This is a genomic window from Paenibacillus sp. NPDC056722 (assembly GCF_042790635.1).
Lineage (GTDB): Bacteria > Bacillota > Bacilli > Paenibacillales > Paenibacillaceae > Paenibacillus_AQ > Paenibacillus_AQ agri.
Genome location: NZ_JBHTYV010000014.1, coordinates 21,561 through 45,244 on the forward strand (window position 1 = coordinate 21,561; position 23,684 = coordinate 45,244).

24 protein-coding genes are annotated in these 23,684 nt (G+C 44.0%); 21 read left to right on the forward strand and 3 right to left on the reverse strand.

Annotated features, from left to right (window positions below):
* Position 1: 1 nt before the first annotated feature.
* Together ACFRAM_RS24350 and ACFRAM_RS24355 are read right to left on the reverse strand one after the other, a co-directional pair.
* Positions 2–1,084, reverse strand: coding sequence for an ABC transporter substrate-binding protein (locus tag ACFRAM_RS24350; RefSeq protein ID WP_379468942.1), 1,083 nt, complete (start codon positions 1,082–1,084; stop codon positions 2–4).
* Between the two features lie 42 nt (positions 1,085–1,126).
* Entirely contained in the window at positions 1,127–2,107 is a 981-nt protein-coding gene (locus ACFRAM_RS24355) for an ABC transporter ATP-binding protein (protein ID WP_379468944.1), read from the reverse strand.
* Positions 2,108–2,304: 197 nt separating this feature from the next.
* Between ACFRAM_RS24355 and ACFRAM_RS24360 the strand changes: the two genes are divergently transcribed.
* The 11 genes from ACFRAM_RS24360 to ACFRAM_RS24410 all read left to right on the forward strand — a co-directional run bounded on the left by ACFRAM_RS24360 (position 2,305) and on the right by ACFRAM_RS24410 (position 16,550).
* The gene (locus tag ACFRAM_RS24360) at positions 2,305–3,201 is read left to right on the forward strand and encodes a LysR substrate-binding domain-containing protein (RefSeq protein WP_379468946.1); all 897 of its coding nucleotides are present in this window, start codon (positions 2,305–2,307) and stop codon (positions 3,199–3,201) included.
* Between the two features lie 214 nt (positions 3,202–3,415).
* Positions 3,416–6,208 carry a phosphoenolpyruvate carboxylase gene (ppc, locus tag ACFRAM_RS24365; RefSeq protein WP_379468948.1) on the forward strand — a complete coding sequence of 931 codons (2,793 nt, stop codon included), beginning with the start codon at positions 3,416–3,418 and terminating at the stop codon, positions 6,206–6,208.
* 271 nt (positions 6,209–6,479) lie between these two features.
* Complete coding sequence (sigW, locus tag ACFRAM_RS24370; RefSeq protein ID WP_066366323.1) at positions 6,480–7,046, forward strand: RNA polymerase sigma factor SigW; 567 nt, start codon at positions 6,480–6,482, stop codon at positions 7,044–7,046.
* A 121-nt stretch (positions 7,047–7,167) separates the two neighbouring features.
* Entirely contained in the window at positions 7,168–7,782 is a 615-nt protein-coding gene (locus tag ACFRAM_RS24375) for a zf-HC2 domain-containing protein (RefSeq protein ID WP_175371809.1), read from the forward strand.
* A 206-nt stretch (positions 7,783–7,988) separates the two neighbouring features.
* A complete protein-coding gene (gene cdaA / locus ACFRAM_RS24380) occupies positions 7,989–8,819 on the forward strand; it encodes a diadenylate cyclase CdaA (protein WP_379468950.1) in 831 nt (276 codons plus the stop codon).
* Positions 8,812–10,299: a CdaR family protein gene (locus ACFRAM_RS24385; protein WP_379468952.1), complete on the forward strand. Its 1,488-nt coding sequence runs from the start codon at positions 8,812–8,814 to the stop codon at positions 10,297–10,299. Before cdaA ends, ACFRAM_RS24385 begins: the two co-directional genes overlap by 8 nt.
* A gap of 109 nt (positions 10,300–10,408) precedes the next feature.
* Positions 10,409–11,749, forward strand: a complete 1,341-nt coding sequence (gene glmM, locus ACFRAM_RS24390) for a phosphoglucosamine mutase (RefSeq protein WP_175371806.1) — start codon at positions 10,409–10,411, stop codon at positions 11,747–11,749.
* 626 nt (positions 11,750–12,375) lie between these two features.
* Entirely contained in the window at positions 12,376–14,208 is a 1,833-nt protein-coding gene (gene glmS, locus ACFRAM_RS24395) for a glutamine--fructose-6-phosphate transaminase (isomerizing) (RefSeq protein WP_379468955.1), read from the forward strand.
* 420 nt (positions 14,209–14,628) lie between these two features.
* A complete protein-coding gene (locus ACFRAM_RS24400; protein ID WP_379468957.1) occupies positions 14,629–15,552 on the forward strand; it encodes an AlbA family DNA-binding domain-containing protein in 924 nt (307 codons plus the stop codon).
* A gap of 36 nt (positions 15,553–15,588) precedes the next feature.
* Positions 15,589–15,840 carry a hypothetical protein gene (locus ACFRAM_RS24405; protein WP_379468959.1) on the forward strand — a complete coding sequence of 84 codons (252 nt, stop codon included), beginning with the start codon at positions 15,589–15,591 and terminating at the stop codon, positions 15,838–15,840.
* Positions 15,841–16,151: 311 nt separating this feature from the next.
* The gene (locus ACFRAM_RS24410; RefSeq protein WP_379468961.1) at positions 16,152–16,550 is read left to right on the forward strand and encodes a hypothetical protein; all 399 of its coding nucleotides are present in this window, start codon (positions 16,152–16,154) and stop codon (positions 16,548–16,550) included.
* Positions 16,551–16,999: 449 nt separating this feature from the next.
* On the opposite strand, the gene ACFRAM_RS24415 is transcribed toward ACFRAM_RS24410, so the two are convergent.
* On the reverse strand, positions 17,000–17,851 hold the full coding sequence (locus tag ACFRAM_RS24415; RefSeq protein ID WP_379468963.1) for an aldo/keto reductase: 852 nt from the start codon (positions 17,849–17,851) through the stop codon (positions 17,000–17,002).
* 174 nt (positions 17,852–18,025) lie between these two features.
* Between ACFRAM_RS24415 and ACFRAM_RS24420 the strand changes: the two genes are divergently transcribed.
* The 10 genes from ACFRAM_RS24420 (at position 18,026) to ACFRAM_RS24465 (ending at position 23,678) form a co-directional block, all read left to right on the forward strand.
* Entirely contained in the window at positions 18,026–18,475 is a 450-nt protein-coding gene (locus tag ACFRAM_RS24420; protein ID WP_379468965.1) for a MerR family transcriptional regulator, read from the forward strand.
* A 235-nt stretch (positions 18,476–18,710) separates the two neighbouring features.
* The gene (locus tag ACFRAM_RS24425; RefSeq protein WP_379468967.1) at positions 18,711–19,181 is read left to right on the forward strand and encodes an NUDIX hydrolase; all 471 of its coding nucleotides are present in this window, start codon (positions 18,711–18,713) and stop codon (positions 19,179–19,181) included.
* A gap of 424 nt (positions 19,182–19,605) precedes the next feature.
* The gene (locus ACFRAM_RS24430; RefSeq protein WP_379468969.1) at positions 19,606–19,968 is read left to right on the forward strand and encodes an SdpI family protein; all 363 of its coding nucleotides are present in this window, start codon (positions 19,606–19,608) and stop codon (positions 19,966–19,968) included.
* 47 nt (positions 19,969–20,015) lie between these two features.
* Positions 20,016–20,450, forward strand: a complete 435-nt coding sequence (locus tag ACFRAM_RS24435; RefSeq protein ID WP_379468971.1) for a hypothetical protein — start codon at positions 20,016–20,018, stop codon at positions 20,448–20,450.
* A gap of 102 nt (positions 20,451–20,552) precedes the next feature.
* The gene (locus ACFRAM_RS24440; RefSeq protein ID WP_379468973.1) at positions 20,553–21,284 is read left to right on the forward strand and encodes an HAD-IA family hydrolase; all 732 of its coding nucleotides are present in this window, start codon (positions 20,553–20,555) and stop codon (positions 21,282–21,284) included.
* 67 nt (positions 21,285–21,351) lie between these two features.
* A complete protein-coding gene (locus ACFRAM_RS24445; RefSeq protein WP_379468975.1) occupies positions 21,352–21,783 on the forward strand; it encodes a DUF3139 domain-containing protein in 432 nt (143 codons plus the stop codon).
* 15 nt (positions 21,784–21,798) lie between these two features.
* Positions 21,799–22,263: a GNAT family N-acetyltransferase gene (locus ACFRAM_RS24450; RefSeq protein WP_379468977.1), complete on the forward strand. Its 465-nt coding sequence runs from the start codon at positions 21,799–21,801 to the stop codon at positions 22,261–22,263.
* Between the two features lie 21 nt (positions 22,264–22,284).
* Positions 22,285–23,052 (forward strand): class I SAM-dependent methyltransferase, encoded by a 768-nt coding sequence (locus ACFRAM_RS24455; RefSeq protein ID WP_379468979.1) that lies wholly within the window; start codon positions 22,285–22,287, stop codon positions 23,050–23,052.
* A gap of 1 nt (position 23,053) precedes the next feature.
* On the forward strand, positions 23,054–23,326 hold the full coding sequence (locus tag ACFRAM_RS24460) for a GyrI-like domain-containing protein (protein ID WP_379468981.1): 273 nt from the start codon (positions 23,054–23,056) through the stop codon (positions 23,324–23,326).
* A 52-nt stretch (positions 23,327–23,378) separates the two neighbouring features.
* Entirely contained in the window at positions 23,379–23,678 is a 300-nt protein-coding gene (locus tag ACFRAM_RS24465; protein ID WP_246317058.1) for an ArsR/SmtB family transcription factor, read from the forward strand.
* Positions 23,679–23,684 lie beyond the last annotated feature (6 nt).

Below are 23,684 nucleotides of genomic sequence, written 5' to 3' on the forward strand. Positions count from 1 at the left end.
CTTATTTGAACAGATCCGTAAAGGTAGTGGAGATCTCATCGCCGTGGTCGTTCATCCAGTCCCATTTCACATCATAAGTCTTGATCTCATCCAGGTTGGCGCGTCCTTCAGCCTTAACATCTGTGCGTCCTGGCAAGAGGTATGCCTTGGAGACCATGGCTTGGGCCTCATCAGAAAGCAGGTAGTCGATAAAAGCTTTGGCGTTGTCTACATTTGGGCTTGTTTTGATAATCGCAGCCGGACGTGGGCTGATCACAGTTCCTTCGGCAGGATAGACGATGTCAACCGGCTCACCGGCAGCTTTTGCCTTGTAAGCCATGTAATCTACACCTGCAGCAACTACAGACTTGGCACCTGTAATTACTGGATCAAGTGCTTCCTGGTTCGCGCCAGCCATCGCTACTCCATTAGCCTTGTATTGCTTGAAGAGGTCCCAACCGGACTCGCCTTGAGCACTCAGAAAGCCAGTCATGAAATCAAGCGCCGAGCCGGACAGCGATGGATCAGGGATGTTAACTTGTCCTTTCCACTCTGGCTTGCCGAGATCCGACCAGGAAGTTGGAGGTGTAGTTACTTTCTTCGTATTGTAAACAATGCCAAGTGCAGAGGCGCTGTAGCTAAAATAGCTGCCGTCTGGATCAGACCAGTCGCTCACCAGTTTGTCCGAGTTGACAGCTTCCTTATATGGAAGCAGCAAATCGTCTTTTTTCATTCCTTGCATCGAAGGAAGGGAAGCCAGAACGACAACATCCACGGCCGGATTTGATTTTTCCGCTTCCATACGGGCGAGGATTTTACCAGTGGTGCCTTGGAACATCTCGACCTTTACCCCGGTCTTTGCTTCAAAACCTTCCTTGATCTTGTTCGCCAGTCCTTCAGGGCCTGCGCTATATACTACGAGATTACCGCTAAGGCTTGTCCCAGCGGGAGAGGCCGTTGGATCCACAGTTGTGTTCCCAGTCGCTCCATTATTGGCTGCATCCGCAGCGGGTGTGTTGGCGTTGCCGCAGCCTGCAAGACTCAGCCCTAAGACTGTGGTGAGAAGAAGACTACCGATTCGTTTCTGATTGACCCATTTTTTCATTGATAATACCTCCATAGAATAGGTTGAAGTTCAGTACAAAAGTTATCTTCCGGATGGATTCAGCTTGTGAATTTGCCCCGGAGATGCATACAGACATACGTTATCGCCGACGCGTAGCCGCTGTTCATGATAGGCAATCCATTGCCCCATTTCTTGCATATCCAGGATCATTTCGTAACGATCGCCCATATAGCTGACGTGCCGGATCGTGCCATGAAAGGACAGATTGGAATCGCCCTCATGGGACCAGCGGAGCTGCTCTGGACGAAGCATTTGCTGATCCGGAATCACCCAATTCGATTTACCAATGAACCGTGCGACAAAAGGATGCGCAGGTGTACGATAGATTTCTTCAGGAGAGCCGCTCTGAAGGATATGGCCGCCTTGCATGACTACGACTTCGTCTGACATCGACATAGCCTCGGATTGGTCATGGGTTACATATAAAGCGGTAATCCCAATGTTCTTAACAAGCGAGATCAGTTCGACCCGCATTTCATCGCGGAGTATGGCGTCCAAAGCGCTCAGTGGCTCATCGAAAAGGACAAGCCGTGGACGGGTAACGACTGCTCTGGCAAAGGCTACCCGCTGCTGCTGTCCGCCTGACAGCTGATGAGGATATCGTTCTTCCAGCCCGTCCAGTCTGACCGTCCGCAGTGCCTCTAGCACCCTTCCCCGTAAATCTTGCTTCTGCCTGGCTGCCCGCAGTCCAAAGGCAACATTCTCGAAGACGCTCAGATGCGGCCAGAGCGCGAAATCCTGAAAGACCATCCCGAAATTTCTGCGGTGAACCGGCTGATTCACTCTCCGGGACGCTGAATAAATGGGCTCGCCATCCGCCAAAATCTCTCCTGCATCTGGCGTCTCAAGACCTGCAAGCAGACGGAGCAATGTGGTTTTGCCACAGCCGGACGGTCCGAGCAGTGTCGTGAAGCTTCCTGCCTTGATGTGCAGATTAGCCGGCTTCAGGGCTTGAACATCTCCGAAGCTTTTGGCAAGATCGCGAATGATTAACTCGTTCATTTCTTTCTCCCTGTCATTAATATTTAATTTTTACTTTTTGATGAATGGTCTTGGTATGTACTTAGTGTAAAGAAGAAGGGTTCCCGGTATGTTTGCCGAGTGTAACCTCGTTATTAACTTTTTCATGCAATTCCCTTAACACTCATAGAATTTTTCTATGCTAGGATGGATCTAGCACCATGAGGGAGAGGATAAGAGTGAACCTGAATTTAATTAAGCTGCAAATTGTGGAGCTATTGAATAAACATAAGAAAATCACACCTGTAGCTGATGCGCTTGGGCTGAAGCAGCCGACCGTTACCTACCATTTGAAGAATTTGGAGGAACAGTTGGGTGAGAAGCTGTTTGAACCAAGAATGGACAAGATGATCCTGACGGAGAGCGGACGGGCATTCCTCCACTATGCGGTCAAAATTAATTCACTGGCGGCAGAAGCTCAGCGGGTCGTCAAGGAGTTCGGGAACGCCGGGCGCGGTACGCTGAAAATTGGCGCAAGCTATGTACCAGCCACTTATCTGCTGCCAGGAATTTTGGGAGAGTTCAGTGAGCGGCACCCCAGAACGACAATCTCTTTGACAGTAAAACCCTCCCTTGTTATCAAGGAAATGCTGTTAAACCATGAGATTGACATCGGTATTCTCTCCACCGAGCGTTTTGAACAGCCGGGTCTTCTCAGCACCTCCTTATGTGAAGATGAGCTGGTGCTTGTCTTTTCACCTGAACATCCACTGGCTTCCCGCAGTGTGCTGCAGCCGGCTGAGATTGCCTCTGCAAGCTTTATTCTTCATGACATGGAGTCGAGTACGCGGCAATTAACTAATAAGTGGTTTCAGCAGGGAGGTTTCACACCGAGGGCTTCGCTGCTTCTGGATTCGCTGGAAGGCATCAAGCAATCCTTGCTGGGTGGCAAACATGTGTCTTTTATCTCCAGAATGGCAGTAGAGGATGAGGTGTCCAGGGGGAAGCTAATGATGCGAAGTATTCCCAATTATCCGTTCCAGCGGCACATTTTCTGCTCTTATCATCGGGAACGTTTTTTCTCTCCACTTATGGGATTATTTATGGATCTTCTGCGGTCAAGAGAGCAGGGTTGAATATGCTATTGACGATATCCCGTATAATATGTAGAAATACATTATGATGAAATGACTGTAATAATGGAGAAATTCGTGTATAATCAAAATTACTGTATCGCTTTACCGCGTAATAAAGATGAAGATTTCCGGGCGATTTTATTGTATGATATGAGGAAAGCTTCAAAGAGACAATGCTAAAGACATTGATCCGTGAGAGGATGGGGGGAGCAGCATGACCGAACTTACGACTACCGTTAGCAAAAGCAACTCGAACAATCTGCTGCGGCGGGACGTACGGTTCCTGGGGAACATTTTGGGCGAGGTCTTGGTTCACCAAGGCGGCAACGAACTTTTGGAAATCGTGGAGAAGATCCGCGAGACCAGTAAATCTTTGCGCTCATTGTATTTGCCAGAACTGCACAGTGAATTTAAGGAGTTAATTAATTCTCTGGATTCGGAGAATCGTCATCAGGTTATACGGGCATTCGCCATTTATTTTCAATTGGTGAATATTGCCGAACAGAATCATCGGATTCGCCGCAAACGTGATTATGAGCGGTCAGCCGGTGAAACTGTACAGCCTGGTTCTATAGAAAGTGCGATTCAAGGACTTCGAGAACGTGATTTCTCACATGAAGAGGTTCGGGAGATTATACAAGGCCTGTCTCTGGAGCTGGTCATTACAGCCCACCCGACGGAAGCAATGCGCCGGGCCATTCTCGATATTCATAAACGGATAGCCGACGATGTTATGTACCTTGATAATCCTACCTTAACCTTCCGGGAGCGGGAACAGCTTCGTGAGAAGCTGCTGAATGAAGTCATTACGCTGTGGCAGACGGATGAACTGCGTGACCGTAAGCCTACAGTACTGGATGAAGTTCGTAACGGAATGTACTATTTCCATGAGACGATTTTCCATGTCTTGCCGGATGTATATGAAGAACTTGAACGATGTCTAAGTAAATATTATCCGGGTCAGAACTGGCATGTGCCTACGTACCTGCGTTTTGGTTCCTGGATCGGTGGCGACCGTGATGGTAACCCTTCCGTGAAGGCTGCCGTGACCCTGCAGACGCTGCAAATGCAGCGCAAGCTGGCTATCAGGGAATACCAGCGGATTATGCGGGAACTGATGAAGTATCTTAGCTTCAGTACCAGTATTGTATCTGTTACACAAGAGCTGCTGGATTCCATTGAAGAGGATCGGGAAATTATCAATTTGACCCGGGGCGATGCTTGGCGCAATGACAACGAGCCTTACCGGATCAAGCTGAGCTATATGATCTCCAAGACACAGAATGTACTCGACGATGAGAAAAAAGGCACACCTGAGCGTTATACCTCACCTGAGGCGTTCATCCACGACCTAAACGTCATCGACCGCAGTCTGCGGCATCACTATGCCGATTATGTGGCCGATACCTATATTAAGAAACTGATCCGCCAAGTAGAACTTTTCGGATTCCATACAGCTACACTGGATGTTCGCCAGCATAGTCAGGAGCATGAGAATGCAATGACTGAGATTCTGGAGAAGATGAACATCACACCGGATTACTCTAAGCTACCGGAAGAAGAGAAGATCGTTCTTCTCGAAGGTTTGCTCAATGATCCGCGTCCGTTGACCTCTCCATACCAGAACTACAGTGAGAGCACGGAAGAATGTCTGGAAGTTTATCGGACAATCTTCAAAGCACAGGATGAATATGGCAAGAAATGCATCACCAGTTATCTCATTAGTATGTCACAGGCAGCAAGTGATATTCTTGAGGTGATGGTCTTCGCCAAGGAAGTGGGCTTGTTCCGTAAAGATAACGACGGCACAGTTGTATGTACCCTTCAAGCTGTACCACTCTTCGAGACCATTGATGATCTGCATGAAGCACCACAAATCATGGAGACGTTATTCAATCTGCCTGTATACCGTCAAGCGGTACTGGCGATGAACGATATGCAGGAAATTATGCTGGGTTATTCGGATAGCAACAAAGACGGCGGTGTGGTTACTGCGAACTGGGAATTGCGGGTGGCCTTGAATGAAATCACTGCTACCGCTGATAAATTCGGCATCAAGCTGAAGTTCTTCCACGGTCGCGGCGGTGCGCTTGGCCGCGGAGGCATGCCACTGAACCGCAGTATCTTGGCCCAACCGGCCTCTACAATCGGCGGCGGCATCAAGATTACAGAGCAGGGTGAAGTTATTTCTTCACGTTACTCGATGAAGGGGATTGCTTACCGCAGTCTGGAGCAAGCGACTTCGGCGCTGGTAACGGCTGCAGTTAATGCTAGATTGCCGCAAACTGATCTGGACGAGTCCAAGTGGGAAGAGATTGTGAAGCAAATTTCGGAAGTCTCCCTGAACAAATATCAGGACCTGATCTTCCGTGATCCAGACTTCCTGACGTTCTTCAAGGAGTCGACTCCACTGCCTGAGGTGGGCGAGCTAAATATTGGTTCCCGTCCTTCCAAGCGCAAGAACAGCGACCGGTTTGAAGATCTGCGGGCCATTCCTTGGGTATTCGCCTGGACGCAGAGCCGGTATCTGCTTCCAGCTTGGTATGCTGCTGGAACAGGTCTGCAAAGCTTCTATGACGGTAAAGAGGAGAACCTTAGCATCCTGAAAACGATGTATGAGAAATTCTCGTTCTTCACAACACTGATCGACACGCTGCAAATGGCCATCTCCAAGGCGGACCTCGTGATTGCGAAGGAATATGCCGGCATGGGTAAAAATGAAGAGGCTCGTCAGCGCATCTTTGGTCAGATTGATGCGGAATTCAAGCTGACCTCGGAGCTGATTCTGAAAATTACAGGTCAGCAGGATATTCTGGATAACGTTCCGGTTATTCAGGAGTCGATCCGCCTGCGGAATCCGTATGTCGATCCGCTTAGCTACCTGCAGGTACAGTTGTTGTCTGAGCTGAGAGAGCTGCGCGATCAGGATGGGGATGACGCTGAATTGTTGCGTGAGGTACTACTGACCATCAACGGCGTCGCTGCCGGACTTCGGAATACTGGCTGATACATTAACACGTTATATTTAGAGTTTGCGATGGTTACGAAGCCGTTCGCCCTTTGTCTGGGCGGACGGCTTTTTTTGTTGAGATGGAAGCGAGGACAGTACAGCTTCTTGTTTTGCTGCTGTAAGCAGTATTTTTTTCCTCATATGACATAGAAGGTAACAATACAATCCTTGATTTTTACACAAACTTGAATTACGATTTAAATGCTTGTACCGTGGATATTCAGTTAGTTTTGAATGCCAAGGGCGGCAAGTCTGGGGGAGTTGACAGGTGGAGAATTTGGAAGGCAGATTGACAAAGCTCGCCCTGAAGGGCGACCAAAGGGCATTTGCCGAGCTTGTGGAACTATATAAAGACAAAATATATCATTTGGCGTACCGGATGCTGAACAACCGCCATGAAGCGGAGGATATTGTTCAGGAGACGTTTTTGCGTGTCTACAGAAATCTCGATCGGTATGATGACAAACAGAAGTTCTCGACATGGATCTACCGGATCGGCACGAACCTCTGCATAGACCGGTTGCGCAAGCGCAAACCGACCTATTCACTGGATGCGGAGATGAACGATCAGGATGGCATTGACGGCTATTCCATGATTCCGAGCGATAATGTGACACCAGAGACGGAACTGTTGCTCTCTGAGACACAGAGAACCATCTATGAGGCGATTGACAGCTTGCCTGTGAAGTACAGATCCGTGATGATCCTGAGATATCTGCAGGACTTGTCACTTCAGGAGATCAGCGATGTACTGGATATGCCAGTGACCACGATTAAGACCCGTGTACACCGAGGACGTGAATTTTTACGTAAAAAATTAGGTCCTAAAATGTAAAAATAACCAGCGAAATTATGAAACATCTTCAGATCAGGGACGTATGTATGATGAGCAAGTCTTATGACCCGACCCTGTGTCTTGGAAAAATTAAATAGCACTCACGAAAGGATTGGCTCCTATGGAATGCAAACTGGCCGTCTCTATGATGCATGATTATTTGGATGACGACTTGCCCGAACAGCAGCAGAGGGAATTGAAGGAGCATCTTCTATCCTGCCCGGAATGCCGTGCGAAGTTCAATGAATTGGAACAGACCGATATGTTGATGTTTTCCCTGATGCACCAAAGTCCTGTCGCGTCGGAAGATCTTGTAGGCCGGATAATGAATTCTTTACCGAAATCCAAGAAGGAGAAACGGTTTATTACCTGGATCAAGAGACATCCCGCCCTTACGGCGGCATCGATCTTTATTTTGGTGATGCTGATGAGCTCTGTTTCTTTCTGGAATCAGGATAGACAACTGGTGGTTCGGGGTACCAACCTGGATCAGGTTGTCATCAAGGGAGATACAGTCATTGTACCTTCCGGCAAAATCATTACCGGGGATCTTACGGTGGAGAATGGCAAAACTCAGGTGTATGGGGAAGTCAACGGCAATGTAACGGTCATCGACGGCTCTCTGTATCAGGCTTCAACGGCCCATATTTCTGGCCAAGTCAAAAGCATAGACCAAGCGGTAGGCTGGATCTGGTATAAAGTCACGAACATGTTCTCTGAAGTTGCCTACCGTTAAGCAGTGGCCCCTTGCAGGCATATCCTTTGCGCCTCTTTTTCCGGAAAGATGGCGCTTTTTTGTTGCCTTTTTGACGCATCCTTAATTTGTGAGGGGGGCTAAACTTGCAACCTGGGCGTGAACGTTATAACCTAGATATATTATGGCACTGTTTAGCCATTTACATAAATAAACCCAGCTAATTAGAATTGATGGGGGTTTGAGCAATGAGCTATTTCATGGACCTTACCTGGAAAGAGTCCTTTAAAGATATTATAGATGTTCTGATTGTCAGCTATATCATTTACAAAGTGCTGAATATGGTCCGGGGTACAAGGGCGGTTCAGTTGTTAAAAGGGATTCTGGTGCTTGTGCTCATTTGGGCATTCGCCACGATCCTTGATTTGTATACGCTGAAGTGGCTGATGAATCAGATTTATACGTTTGGGGTGTTTGCCATCTTCATTATTTTCCAGCCGGAGCTGAGGCGTGGTCTCGAGCAGCTTGGGCGAGGGAAGTTCTTCGGACGTGGTGCGGAGAACGATGAAGAAGTCGGCAAGCTGGTCGGAGAAGTCATTAAAGCCGTGAATTACCTATCTCATAGAAAAATTGGGGCCTTAATCGTGTTCGAACGAGCCACCGGCCTTAACGAATACACGGAATCGGGCATAGTTATGCGATCGGCGGTCAGCTCGGAGCTGCTGATCAATATTTTTATCCCCAATACTCCACTGCATGATGGGGCGCTCATTATGCAGGGTAATCAGATTGCGGCTGCTGCCTGTTACTTGCCACTGTCCGAGAATCCGTTTATTAGCAAAGAGTTAGGGACGCGCCACCGGGCGGCGATCGGGATCAGTGAAGTGGCAGATTCTGTGTCGGTTGTGGTGTCGGAAGAGACGGGACAGATTTCTCTGGCGATCAATGGTCAGATTGTGAGGGATATCAAGGAAGAATCGCTAATTTCCAAGCTGTATCAAGAACTAAGTGCGAGTTCTCCGCTCAAGGAGAAGGGTTCTGCTTTCTGGAAACGGAAGGGGGACAAGCGTGATGAATAAATGGATGAACAACAATAACTTCAACAAGATTCTGGCGCTGGCGCTGGGGATTATCCTGTGGGCTATGGTTCATGCCGATACGGCTCCCGTCTCCCAGACAACTTCACGTATGGATACGAAGACTATTGAGAATGTGAAGATCGAAGTGACCGGTTTTGATGAGGACAAATATGTGATGGAACCTTTGGATGTGGATAGTGTGAGAATGGAGGTCCGGGGAAAAAAGTCGGATCTGAATTATAGGTTCTCCGATTCTTACAAGGTAAGCGTTGATCTTAGCAAGGTGAAGCCGGGAAATAACAGACTCTCCTTGTCCTATTCACTTCCGAATGGTGTGACTCTAGAATCCTTGACGCCGGATGAAGTGAATGTGCACGTGGAGCTGCGCAATACGAAGGCTTTTCCAATTACACTATTGACCAAAGGAACGCCCGCCCAGGGCTATCAACTCGGCACACCGGTGATTCAGCCAACAGGGGAAGCAGAGGTCACTCTCGCTGCCAGTGAGCTGAGCAAGGTTGCCAAGGTGCAGGGGACCGTTGAGCTTGATGGTGATAGTGAGACCTTCAAGGAGAAGCGAATGAAGCTGTTCGCCTATGACAGCAACGGGAATGAAATCAAGGATGCGGTGATCAAGCCAGCCTACGTCTCGGTAGAAATTCCAATTACCCTTCCGTTCAAAAACGTACCGCTGGAGATCGGCTATACCGGTCAACTGCCCGATTCACTGGTGTTGTCTCAGGTGAAGGCGGATCAGACTTCGGTAACCGTATATGGTCAGAAAGAAGCGTTGGCAACATTGACAGCCTACGAGGCGACCGTCAATCTTAGCCAGATTAAATCGGCCGGCACGGAGCAGCTCAAAGTGGACCTGGTACCACCAACTGGTATCGATAAAATCGAGCCGGGCAAGGTCAATGTGACAGTGACGACCTCCGAGAATGCGGAGCGTACCCTTGAAGGGGTACCCATCAAGCTGGAAGGTGCCGCTGCCGGGTTGAAGGCGATCATAACAGATCCAGCAGACCAGACCCTTTCGTTAACAGTATCGGGGGCGCCTGATCTTCTGAGTCAGCTGAGTGTGGACAAGATCAGCATTGTTGCTGACGTTAGCAATTTAACAGCCGGTACGCATGATGTCACCCTTCAGGTTTCTCTGCCCAAGTTCATTGCCCTAAAGCAACCGGCAGGTCAGCAGCTTAAATCGACTGTACAGTTGCAGGACTCCTCGACACCAGAAGTGTCCACAGAGCCTTCACAGAACTCGAGTACAGGGGCGAGCGAGAATACGCCTGAGCCAAGCGCTGAGCCAGTTATAGGGGAGGGCAAGGACCCGGTGGACCAGCCTACACATAGTGGAGATACAGCTGGAACGCCGACTCCGACTCCTACAGAACAGCATTCTGAAAATAGTGGTTCAACCAATGGGAACGCAGGTACCGGGAGCAATGGAGAGGCCACGGGCACAGGCGGAACCTAACTTTTAAGGGAACAAGATGTCTATACAGGTGTTTCTTGATGACACCCGAAGACAGTTTAAGCATACATTATACATTAAGCTATAGCAGCATAATCAAAGGAGAAAAGACATGGGGAAGTATTTTGGAACTGACGGTGTTCGCGGTGTAGCGAACCGCGAGTTGACAGCAGAAATGGCTTATAGCATTGGCCGCTGCGGTGGATATGTACTAACAGGAAATGTGGAGAAACCGAAGGTTGTTATTGGTATGGATACACGGATTTCCGGTCCTATGCTGGAATCCGCACTGGTAGCAGGCATGCTATCCATTGGGGCGGAAGTCATCCGACTGGGTGTCGTTAGCACACCGGCGGTAGCGTATATTACGCGTCTGCTTAAGGCTGACGCAGGGGTTATGATCTCTGCTTCACACAATCCGGTAGAGGATAACGGAATCAAGTTTTTTGGCGGCGACGGCTTCAAGCTTACAGATGAGACTGAGCTGCAGATCGAAGAATTGATGGATGCGGAAAAAGACGAGCTGCCGCGCCCTGTAGGCTCCGGTCTAGGTAAAGTGACTATCGATCATGATTCCAAATATCTTTATTTGGAATACTTGAAAACAACCATTTCCCAGGATTTCAAAGGCATTAAAATCGTGCTGGACTGCGCACATGGCGCGGCATACGAGCTGGCTCCAAGATTGTTCCGCGAGCTGGGCGCTGAAGTTATCGCTATCGGAGCAGAGCCGGACGGGCTGAATATTAATGACGGATACGGTTCTACACATCCGGAGAAATTACGTGAAGAAGTGCTGAAGCATGGCGCGGATTTGGGACTTGCTTTTGACGGAGATGCTGACCGCCTGATTGCCATTGATAATACAGGTGACGAAGTAGACGGTGACTTTATTCTGTGTATCTGCGGCGATGCAATGAACCGTGCAGGTAAGCTTAAAGATGGCACTATCGTGTCCACAGTGATGAGTAACATTGGTTTCTATAAGGCAACTGAGCAATTGTCCCTCAACACAGCTAAAACTGCAGTAGGCGACCGTTATGTGATGGAAGAAATGCGCCGGGGCGGCTTCAATCTGGGCGGCGAGCAATCCGGCCACGTGATTTTCCTGGACTACAATACAACTGGTGACGGTATTCTCACAGCGATCCAATTGGTGGATACATTGAAGGCTTCGGGTCAGAAGCTGAGTCAACTGAAATCCATGATGACCAAATATCCGCAGGTGCTAGTGAATGTGCGTGTGCAGGATAAGACCAACTATCCGGATAATCCGGCGATTGAAGCGGCTATTGGTGAAGTTGAGGCCAAACTGGGCAGCAACGGCCGTGTACTTGTGCGTCCATCGGGTACAGAACCGCTTATCCGTGTAATGGCAGAAGGTCCGGACAAGGATGAACTGGATCGGTATGTAGGACAGATTGTAGAAGTTGTTCAACGTGAACTGGTGTAATTACTAAGCGTAATGAACGGTGAACCGGTGGGCGAACCGCTGCACCGGTTTAACGTTCTGCAATTATTTTTCAAATTAAGATGTCATTGTTTCAGAAAGAAAACATTGTCAGCAGCATTGCCAAAGTACGACAAGGTGCATATAATAGATAAAGTGTTATTCATTCAAGAAGGAAAGCGAGGATCGTGAGGTATCAGCAATAACAAGCGCCAGAGCTTGGTCTTGCGCGGGGGAGAAGGGAAAGCTGAGGATTAATTAGCTTGAACGGATCACGGCAGACGTAAGCTGACGAGGTGGAGGTGTTCGAAATGTTCGGCGGGGACCTCCCGGTGATGCACCAGAGCCGTGAATGCAAGCGGAAAATGCAAGGGCGACCTTACACACAACGCTTTCATGGGTGCATAAAATTAATAATTCATGGGTGTGCGCAAGCAGAGGGAAACACTATAGTTCTGCCACGGCAGAGGGGAAAGCTGTACATTTCATGATTTTGTGAAGTAGTGAAAGTTTATTTTGTTGCGCCTGAATTACAACAGAATATTGGCTAACTCTCATCAACATGCCGCACGGCACGTTTCTTTCCTATTGCCGCCCACATTACGATAACTTGGACGGAGGAAAATATAATGTGTGGTATTGTAGGATATATTGGTAATCAGAATTCGCAAGGAATCTTGGTCGAGGGTTTGAAGAAGCTGGAGTATCGTGGATATGATTCCGCGGGAATCGCTGTGTTCACCCAGGAAGGTCTGCAAGTAGTTAAGGCAAAAGGCCGTTTGGCGAACTTGCAATCCAAGCTGGAAACCAGTCCACTGGCAGGAAGTGCTGGCATCGGGCACACTCGCTGGGCTACTCACGGTAAACCTTCTGACGAGAATTCCCACCCACACACGGACAATAGCCACAAATTCTCCGTAGTGCACAACGGGATTGTTGAGAACTACCTGGAGCTGAAAGAAGAGCTGATCGCCGGAGGCGCCCAGTTCACTTCCGAGACAGATACAGAAGTTATTTCCCACCTGATTGCCCGCGAGTATAACGGGGATATCGTGAAGGCTGTACAAAAAGCGATTACCTTTATGCGTGGTGCTTTTGCACTGGGAGTTCTGACAGAGTATGAACCGGATAAATTGGTTGCTGTGCGTCAAGCCAGCCCGCTCATTATCGGCCTTGGAGAAGGCGAAAACTTTATCGGGTCTGACATTCCGGCACTGCTGGAATACACTCGTAACGTATATATTTTGAACGACGGCGAAATGGCTGTATTGACACGGGATGCTGTCGAATTGATGACGATTGAAGGTAACTTTATTTCTCGGGAAATGATTACTGTCGATTGGGATGCTGTAACCGCAGAAAAAGGCGGATTTGAGCATTTCATGCTGAAAGAAATTCACGAGCAACCTAAAGCTTACCGTGACACTATGCGCGGTCGCATCAACGCAGAAGGCACCAAAGTGATTCTGCCTGAGCTGAACTTGACTGAAGAACAAATCAAGAACATTCGTAACATTCAAATCGTCGCTTGCGGTACCGCCTACAATGCGGGTCTCGTTGGACGTAACCTGATTGAAACTCTGGTGCGCATTCCAGTAGAAAATGATATCGCTTCGGAATATCGCTACCGCGCTCCGATCGTAAGCCCAGAAACGCTGGTTATCGTAGTCAGCCAATCGGGTGAGACTGCTGACACCCTGGCAGCTCTGCGTGAAGGCCATGCGAATGGTGCGCATGTACTGGCTATTACCAACGTGGTGGGCAGCTCCATCGCCCGTGAAGCAGACAGTGTACTGGTTACCCTGGCTGGCCCGGAAATCGCAGTTGCTTCTACCAAAGCTTACACTTCGCAGCTGATCGCATTCACGTTGCTGGGTCTGTACTTGGCAGAAGTTCGCGGTACACAGTCCGAAGCACAAGTGAAAGAAATCCTGGCAGCTATGGATTCTCTACCAGAGCAAGTAGAAGAAATTCTGGCTCAAAAAGAAGCCATCAAGAACTATGCGGAGCAAATTTCTGAGCACAAGCACCTCTTCTTCATCGGCCGCGGCGTAGATTACGCAGTCGCTCAAGAAGGCTCGCTGAAGCTGAAAGAGATCTCCTACATTCACTCCGAAGCTTACGCTGCAGGTGAATTGAAGCATGGTACCCTGGCGCTGATCGAAGATGGCGTTCCAGTTATCGCTCTGGCTACTCAAGAGAGCGTGCTTGAGAAGACAGTCAGCAACATCAAGGAAGTGAAAGCCCGCGGCGCAGACGTGATGGCGATAACCCACCAAGAGCATGTTACCGACCTGCTCAAGTCTGTTGACCAGGCGTTCGTTATTCCACAAACCCTGCCGCTGCTGACACCAGCTCTGTCCGTAGTATCCCTGCAATTGCTGGCTTACTACGCATCGCTGGCCTTGGGCCACGATGTGGATAAACCACGGAATTTGGCGAAGAGTGTTACTGTGGAGTAAGGGATAGGGGTTACGTAAAAAGTTATCCCAGTAAATAAAACTTGAAAAAGTAATTATAGATGAATTAGAGTCGAGCAGATTCTGGATTAACTCCAGTCTGCTCGGCTTTTCTTTTTTAGTTGATAGTGGAGTTAAGGGAGAAGATGAGAACGAAGTCTCACTAAAAAATAAAAAGATAAGTTTAATTAGAGAAAGCGGGAAGAAGCTGTAGATAAGCTGCTTTAAAGACATTTGATTATTCTGTTATAGAAAGGATGAGAATAGCAAAATATAACTACTTTGCTTATTCTTTTATTATGATGCCATAGACATTGTTTTGGATAATTCTTGTGAATAAAGTAGGATTTCCTTATTTTATGTCGAATTTCTCAAGTAAACATATAGTCCGTTGTACATAAGGTTATAGTGAGGTGTCTATGGATGGATAAGATTTTTGAATTAATCGAATTTGGCTATGAGTGTGATTATCTGGACTTTAAAGAGAGACAATACCATAAAGACAAGAGTATGGATTTACTAATGGATATAATGGCGATGGCCAATTCCCGGCATAATGGAGATAAATTTATTATTATTGGAGTCAAGGATCGACCAGAAGGTAAGGAGATAAGAGGAATAGATCCGAAAGAATTTATAGATTCATCTAATTATGTGCAGGTGGTTCTGAATAATATCGAACCAGAAATACAGTTTGATTATTTCAAATATGAATATAAAGATGTGGTGTTAGGTGTGTTTAAGATTTATAAAAATGAAAATAAGCCATACATGATGAGGAAGAAATTTGACAGACTGAATGAGGGATATTGCCTAATTCGCAAAGGTAGTACGAATACAGTAGCCAAACGCAGTGACTATAATTATATGTATTTAAACAAAGGACAGTTCGAGATAAGATTTCTAGATTATGCGCTACACGCTGTACATGATGCACAGGGTTGCGCATCTATTGAAGTTGTGTTTGCTAATACAACAGAATTGCCTATTACGATAATCAGTGGCACATTGTATGTCCGCAATGATCAAGGAAAAGAACTGTCAAGGCATCACGTATATGGATTGGATGAATTTATAGGTACGGATTTCAAATTATCGTTACCACCAAAAACAGAAATAGTTGGACACTTGATGGTTGGCTTTGAATCATCAGATCCGTTTAGACTAAAAATTGATGAGCACGGAATATGTGCTGAAGAGTATGTGTTCGAGCTTTTGTTAGTGGATGCACAAGAAAAGCGATATTCCGCAAAAATGAATAAAGCCAGCGTTTTTGTAATTGGAGACTTTCTTTGGAAGGTTAAACAACAGAAGGGGATTCCACATAAGTTTCGGACGCATAGATGATGTGAATTGCTTCTGATTTAGCTGGGGGGATAATTAATGGAGAACGAACTTGTTAGGTATTCAAGAGCCGGTGATATTTTTCATTACCGTTGGGCTGCCCGCCGGTGTCTGCGTTTAATATCACCTAAGTCTCGAATTCATCAAATTGTAATAGAGGGTTCTAAGGAGAATAAACTTGCAGGAGAATATGTTATTGATGTAGCCGAGTACTCTGATTCACTAACCAGACAAGGATTTCAAGATGTAACTTATTATCAGTTAAAACACACCACTGTTCAAATTGGCTAAACCTCACAAAAATTATGATTTATTTTCAAGAAGTAGAGAGAATAACAGGTGACGAAGTTAAAGATTTTCACTGACCTGCTAAGTTTTAGTTAGTGATAGTTTCCAACTTTTTTCACATGGTAATTATTGTCGGTTCCATACTTTCCATTTCGGCCTTTCATCACATGTCTTTTAACAGACAGCACAAATAGAGGCACTCCGTTACGGAACTACCACTACGGAAACAGGAATGTACAGACATGTAATTTTAAAAAAAGTAACTATCTAAAGGCGGAATAGTTACATATAAATTTAATAAGGAGTGCTTGGTCGTGAATTTTAAATCCGTTTTCAAAGGAGTAGTATCATCTGCTCTGGTAGTTTGTCTAATTGCTGGAACTAGTATTATACCTGCTTTTGCGGAATCGACTGAAAGTTCGTCGAAAGATTATGCAGCTAAAAGTGGCAGTTCTTCAGGAACTGAATTTCAGGCTACATACCGATTAAAAAAGAGTAATGGGGAAAAAGTAAACTTCTGGATTAAAAATACTGGGAATGTAAGCGTGAGAATCACAATTAATGGAGATCAGAAAAGAACTCTCGCACCAGGTAAGAGTGGCCACATTAGTGCTCCAGTTGGTTCCTTAGGTAGCGAATATAAATTTAAAGCTGTACCAACGCCTAATGGTGGTGATATTAGTATAGACTATCGTATTGCTCAAAGAGATTAAATTTGATGCTTAAGATATTTTTAGTTTTTTATAAGTCTCCTGAATCCGAGATGGTAATTTGGTAATTCAGTGCAGACATAGAGTGAAGAAGAGTACGTACTAACTTGAGGAGCTTATGCAAAATGCTCATAGATTAAAGCTATGAAAATAAATGTGACTTTAGGAAAAAAGTTAAAACGTGTTCGTAAAATGAACAAGTTATGTCAGAACGATTTCTCATTAATGTTTGGTGTGTCTCAAGGTACATTAAGTGATATGAAGTAATATCTGAAATAAAAGTGTGGAACAACAAGATAGAGGGCAGCCTGAAAGAACGATTCAGGCTGCCCTCTTTTTACAAATTAAACAAAGGATTATGGAAGGCTTAAAGGATCAAGTGTGAGGAACCTGCCCTGTCCTTTCTTAATAGATGAGGATAAACGTGTGATGAGTTAACGGTTCGATCAAGTTTACAGTTCGACTCTCCAGTTCCCCATCATCTTGGCGACTTCCGGATCGCGGTACGATAAGAAAAGACTTTCCTGCGTATCAAGAGTGGAAATTTGTTCGATATCGTCTGCGCTCAACTCAAAATCGAAAATGTTAAAGTTTTCAGCGATTCGCTCTTTACGCACTGATTTTGGAATAGCAACGACTCCACGTTGAACAAGCCAGCGAAGCACGACCTGGGCTACGGACTTGTTGTGTTTTTCTGAGATCGAGGCCAGCACATCATTGCCAAACAAGTTGTTAAGTCCTTCAGCAAACGGGGCCCATGACTGGTGCTGTACTCCATGCTCTTTCATAAAAGCGGCACTCTCGATCTGGTGGTAGAAAGGGTGTGTTTCGACCTGGTTGACCGCGGGCACGATTTCGTTATGCACGATGAGGTCCATCAGTCGTTCGGGCAGGAAGTTGCTGACACCGATCGCCTTGATTTTGCCTTCGCGATACAGGTCTTCCATCGCACGCCAAGCGCCGTAGTAATCGCCGAACGGTTGGTGAATAAGGTACAGATCGAGATAGTCGAGCTGTAGCTTATTTAAGGATTTGGAAAACGCCAGCTTGGCACTCTCGTAACCAGCATCCTGAACCCAAAGCTTGGTCGTGATGAATAGCTCCTTACGCGGTACACCGCTGCGCTTGATTACGCGTCCGACCGCTTCCTCGTTCAGATAACCGGCGGCGGTGTCGATCAAGCGGTATCCGGCCATCAGCGCTTCATATACCGCGTTCTCGCATTCTTCAGCATTCGGAACTTGGTAGACACCATAGCCGATGATCGGCATTTTTACACCATTGTTTAATGTTACGGTTTGCATTGTAATTCCTCCTAATATTTAAATGTTGAATAGCAAACGGCATGTGTCCACTGAAGCGGGTACTGCAGAGGGAAATTCCACTTACAGCCCATTTGCATTACAATGATCTTAGTACCTTCGTGTTACACGAAGGCAAGGCGTCTTCAAATATTTATTTTCCAAGGAGGATTCACAATGCATACAGTCAAAGAAGCCGCCCTAATAACGGGACTAACCGAGCACGCTGTACGCTTTTATACGGATAAAGGTCTGGTGCCAAGCGTACAGCGCAACCATAATAATATTCGGATGTTCGACGAAGAATCGATCAACTGGCTAAATGGCATCAAATGCCTCAAGCAATCCGGTATGCCGATTGAAGTCATAAAAATATACGTCGATCTTTGTCTCAAAGGAGATTCAACCATTCCGCAGCGCTCCGCACTTATGATGGAGCACAAAGAAGTGGCGCTTGCTAAGCTCGAAGAAGCCAAACAGCACGTTGCCCATATGGAAGAAAAAACGGCCCTATATCAGGCCATTCTGGAGCACCGCTCTCCAGACACGACCAATCCTGGCAACTGGGACAAAATTCAGCATATGCATAGTGATGTATTTTACTCGCCTACTGTTCGGAAGGTATAAGAGATCTATGTGAGACCATCTGTAGAAGATTTCTGAAGCAAAATCATACTTAATATTAGAAAAGGCCCGGTTGAGTTCATCGACTGGGTCTTATTCAAATTATAGATTTCTATGAATTTAATGGAATTGGAATTAAACTTGAGATAGAATTTGAATATAGACTGAAATAAATTTGTGAAAGTATGGAAGAAAGCGGACTCCCTTATAGGAATAAATGGATGGAGGACTTAATCATATGAGAATTAGATCAGTTTCCCTAGGAATCATTAGCAGAGAAGAAGACATTTTAGTTCAAGTAATCAATTTCCCAGGTATAAGTACAACTTTCTACCGACCTATCGGTGGGACTATTGAGTTTGGTGAAAATAGCAAACAAGCATTGATAAGAGAAATTAGGGAAGAACTGAATCAAGAAATTGAAGAGCCTACATTAATTTCTGTCATAGAAAATATATTTGGTACTGAGGATGATAGGGGACATGAAGTGAATTTCATTTATGAAGTGAAACTGAAAGAAAAAACGTTATATGATCTTGATGAAATTGAGGGAATAGAAGGAGATATTAAATATAAAGCTCAATGGAAACCTTTGAACTTTTTCAAAACAGATTCAGATATAAAGTTGGTTCCAGATGGACTATTGGATGTACTTTTAAAACAAGATAACCCAAATATAAGCATCATTAAGCATGTAAGAGCCAACTAAATTTAATAGGAAATGAGATAGGAGAACAGAATTGAATAGAGTGTTAAGAAATTTAATGGATATCTTTCTAATTGAAATCAAGAAATTAAATAAGAATAGTATGGTGAGATTCTTAATCCAATATCTCTTATGCATTTCACCCACGATCATAGTAATATCATTATTAATTCATTACTATCCAAATACAGGTTTAGGGAGGATTGTAGCATTACCAACGATTTATGTCATGAATACATCCATAATAGTAGTTGGAATGATCCTTCAAAAGAAATTTAAACCGTTTTTAAATTTTATGATATGGATCATGTTGATAGTGATAACGATATCAATAACTTTAAATGTTTATCCTCAAGAATCAGGACCGCCGGTAATTGAACTGATTTTCAAAAAGTGAGTTAAAAACTTGAATAGAGTGGGGTAACTCATGAACGATAGTCAAATAGCTAGTTTAATTATCACTCTTCTAATAGGACTAATCACTTGTGTAACCGGATTCATTGTGAAGAAAAAACCTCCGAAAACGATAAATTCACTATATGGATACAGAACCAGGAGATCGATGAAAAGTCAGTTATTATGGGATGAAGCCAATAGATACAGTGCAGAATTAATGATCAGATATGGGCTGGCGTATGCATTAATTGGCTTAATATTAAGCCTTCTATTCGAAGGTACATATCTTTCACTTGTTGTTACTGGACTGATCTTTGTACCATTCACACTCTTGATTATAAAAACTGAACAACATTTAAAAGAACTTGATGAAGAGTTAGAAAGGAAAAAATAATTTTGGGATAGATTTTTAGAAAAGCGAACATTAAAAGGAGGAGCAGCATGAAAAACTATATAAATAACAATGAATATCAAATTAGTTTGCCGTACTTAGGGGCTAAATACGCAGCATTTTTTAGTATGATGGGTATTTTTTCAATATTAATTCATCAGATTTGGGATCTAGAGCAATGGAAAGAATTTTACATAGCAATATTAATCGTATTAATAAGCGTCGTTGGAGTATTCATGATAAAAGAGATTAGGAAAAAACGAAGCATTGTTATAACAGATAACAACGTGATAATTGATGGTGTGTCTCTTGAAGCTAATGAAATAAAGTATACCAATATCAATAAATATTTCATAGAATTTGAAACCAGTAAGAAAAGCTGGTCTCAGCGTGTGATCAGGTTTGATTTTAAGGGCATAGAAAAAGAAACTCATAGAAATGACTTGAAGGCATGGCTAAGGCGGCAAAACATAACAATTAAATGAGAATTCTAGGCGAGCCAGCTTTGAAAGGAATTGCCGGATGCGGATTCAGCAAAGATAGGTTAGAAGATGACCTATACATTTTCGAGAAGAGGGTATAAGAATATGAGTTATCGAACCTCTAATACCGGTATTAATGCAATCCTTTTCGATTCAGGTAAGGTGTTAAATGGTCCTGTTACAGGGCATTGGTTTATTAGCCCCAACTTTTTTAACTTTATCGATGAGAAGATATTCCGATCAATAGACAAGCAGATTAGAAATAAAGCATTTCATAAAGCAAATACATATATATCAAGGCAGAGTATGATTAGAAATGAAGATGAAGAATTGCTTCATTTCATTGAGTTCTATAGAATTTTCGCAGCTGAATTACCTCAGTTAGGATTAGATGAGGAACTGATCAAAGCTATCGCGTCTGATTTAGTTTTTAATTATGATAAGTACAAGTTCTATAGTGATGCTATAGAATTAATACCAGAGTTGAGCAAAACTTATAAGCTGGCTGTTGTTTCGGATGCTTGGCCATCTTTGGATAATGTATTTAAACAAGCCGGGCTAAGGGATTACTTTTCATCCTTTATTATTTCCTCAATAAAAGGGGTCAGCAAACCACATGAGCTAATGTACAAGGCTGCTCTTGAAGAGCTAGAAGTCTCTCCATCTGAGGCTATATTTGTTGACGATAACATTAGAAACTGTGATGGGGCTGAGAAGCTTGGCGTTCACTCTATGGTATTGAGCCGGGATATAAAGCAGTATTTATATAATAGGATTACTAGTCCCAGACATTCAATAGTACGAAACTTAAATGACCTTATGAAAAAAATAAAATAATTCGATAGAGACAACAAACGACCCGGCTTAAGATAAGAGTTATCTAAGGCTGGGTTGTTTTGTGGAGATGAGGTGGCTAAATTTTGAAGTCCCAAGAAAAGAAAATCTCAAAATAAAAATTGAGAAAGGTGAGAGGATTATTGTAATGACGACGAAAATAAAAATTCTAATAATCATAGTAGGCATTCTAGTAACCGCATTAGTAATAACACCTGTTGCTTACGTTCAGGTAAACAAAATCGTATATGCAAATAGAGTAACGGATTATCTGATAGAAGAAAAGAAATATAGTAGAGAAGAAATAGCGTCCGTAAAAGGAGTATGGGGAATAAAATTACCGCCATTTTATGCGGTAGTCATTTTTAAAGATGAACCAGATGTTGAATATGTATATTTTGCACATAATGAAGTCCTGCAGTTTAGTCATAGATTGACACAAGAAGGCAGAGAAAAAGGTTTTACTGAATCGGAATTGAAGCATTATGTTCCATTAGAATAAACAGGGGTGAGTTTCATGAATGAAAAAATTAAAATTAGAGAATTCACTAAAGAGGATAGTCAAAAAATCTCAACCATTATTCGAGACAATCTAGCACACGTTAACAGTAAAGATTATCCCGAGAAGATTATTACTAATATGTATAGTATTTTTACGCCGGAGTATCTCGTTAGTCTAGCCGGGCAGAGGAAAGTGTTTGTGGCTGTTATGAATAATACGATTATCGGAACTATTAGTTTGGATAAGGATATTATCTATACTCTTTTTGTTGATAAAGACCATCATCATTTAGGCATTGGACGGATACTTATTAATTTCATTGAAGGAATTGCCCGTGATACTGGAATCACATCGCTTAAATTACCTAGTAGTATAACGGCACAAAGTTTCTATGAGAAGCTTGGGTATCATGAAATCGATGTAGTTGAATCTGAAGAATACGGCAGAGATATTATTATGATGAAGAATATAAGTGAGTGATTGAGCGGGAGGATGATATTTATGGATAAGCGACTTACATTTAATGAGGATATGGAGAACTACGATAAGTGGAGACCCACCTATTGTGATAAGTTATTCCAAGATATTATGGCCCACGCTCAAATTGAACAAGATAACAAAGCAATTGAGGTTGGTATTGGCACAGGTCAGGCTACAAGACCTTTTTTGGAAACAGGCTGTGAATTAACAGCAATTGAATTAGGAACAGATCTCGCAGAATATTCAAGATTAAAGTTCCGAGAGTTTGAAAATTTTACGGTATGCAATACTACATTTGAAGAGTTTGAATGCCCCGATAACAGCATAGATTTAATTTATTCAGCTACTGCATTTCATTGGATTCCAGAAGAAGTGAGCTATCCTAAAGTCTCGAAATTATTAAAAACCGATGGGACACTAGCATTATTTTGGAACCGGCCCTTTGTAGCACGAGAAAATGATGAATTACATCAGAATATTCAAGCCATCTATCAAAAATATAGACCTTCTAATACCACGATTATAGAAAATGACACTGCAAGATATAATAACATATCCAAAACTATTCATGCCTATGGATTTAGGGATGTTGTGTTTAAGCTATATCATTTAACCAGAAGCTTTTCTTCGACTGACTATATCGCATTATTGAATACATACTCAGACCATAGAACTATGCCATCCATTACAAAAGAAAGGTTTGAAGATGAGATTAAAGAAGCCATTATAAAATTTGGTGATGTATTAATTGTTTATGATACGATCGACTTGTATTTAGCCAGGAAATAATTTGTTCTCGTTAAACAATCCAGAGATTACGGACAAGAGTGAGTTTACTTATATTGCATGCCTTGAGGTGCACGTTCTTGCACCAGTCCCTTCCGGAATGACCCAAAGAACAATACTAAGCTCAAAGTATGCCGTTTTCACGCATAAGGGTTCACTAAATAATCTAAAACATACATACAACTATATATATGGAGTTTGGTTGCCGGAATGTGGTTATGAATTGGATGAACTTGATACGATTGAGTATTATGATTTGACTTATTCAGTTATGTAGCATATGATGAATACATCAAAAAAAATTGATGAATTGGATGGTGATAATAACCATGGAGCATTCGCTACTGTTTGCTAACTATGAACGAAAGTTCAAAGCGTTAGCAGATCAGAAGCGCTTGTCGATTTTATATGAGATCAATAAGCGTTCTGAGGTATGTGTGTGTGATTTGGAGGCGATCGTGGATCTGCCGCAATCTAAGCTATCTTATCATCTCAAATTGTTGCTCGATGCAGATTTGCTGAAATGCCGCAAAGAGGGCCGCTGGAATTACTACAGAATTAATGAAGAGGCCATGCAGTATTTATTGTCTGACGACGTTTGTTGTATTTTTTACCCGCCGAAAGGATAAGCGGGT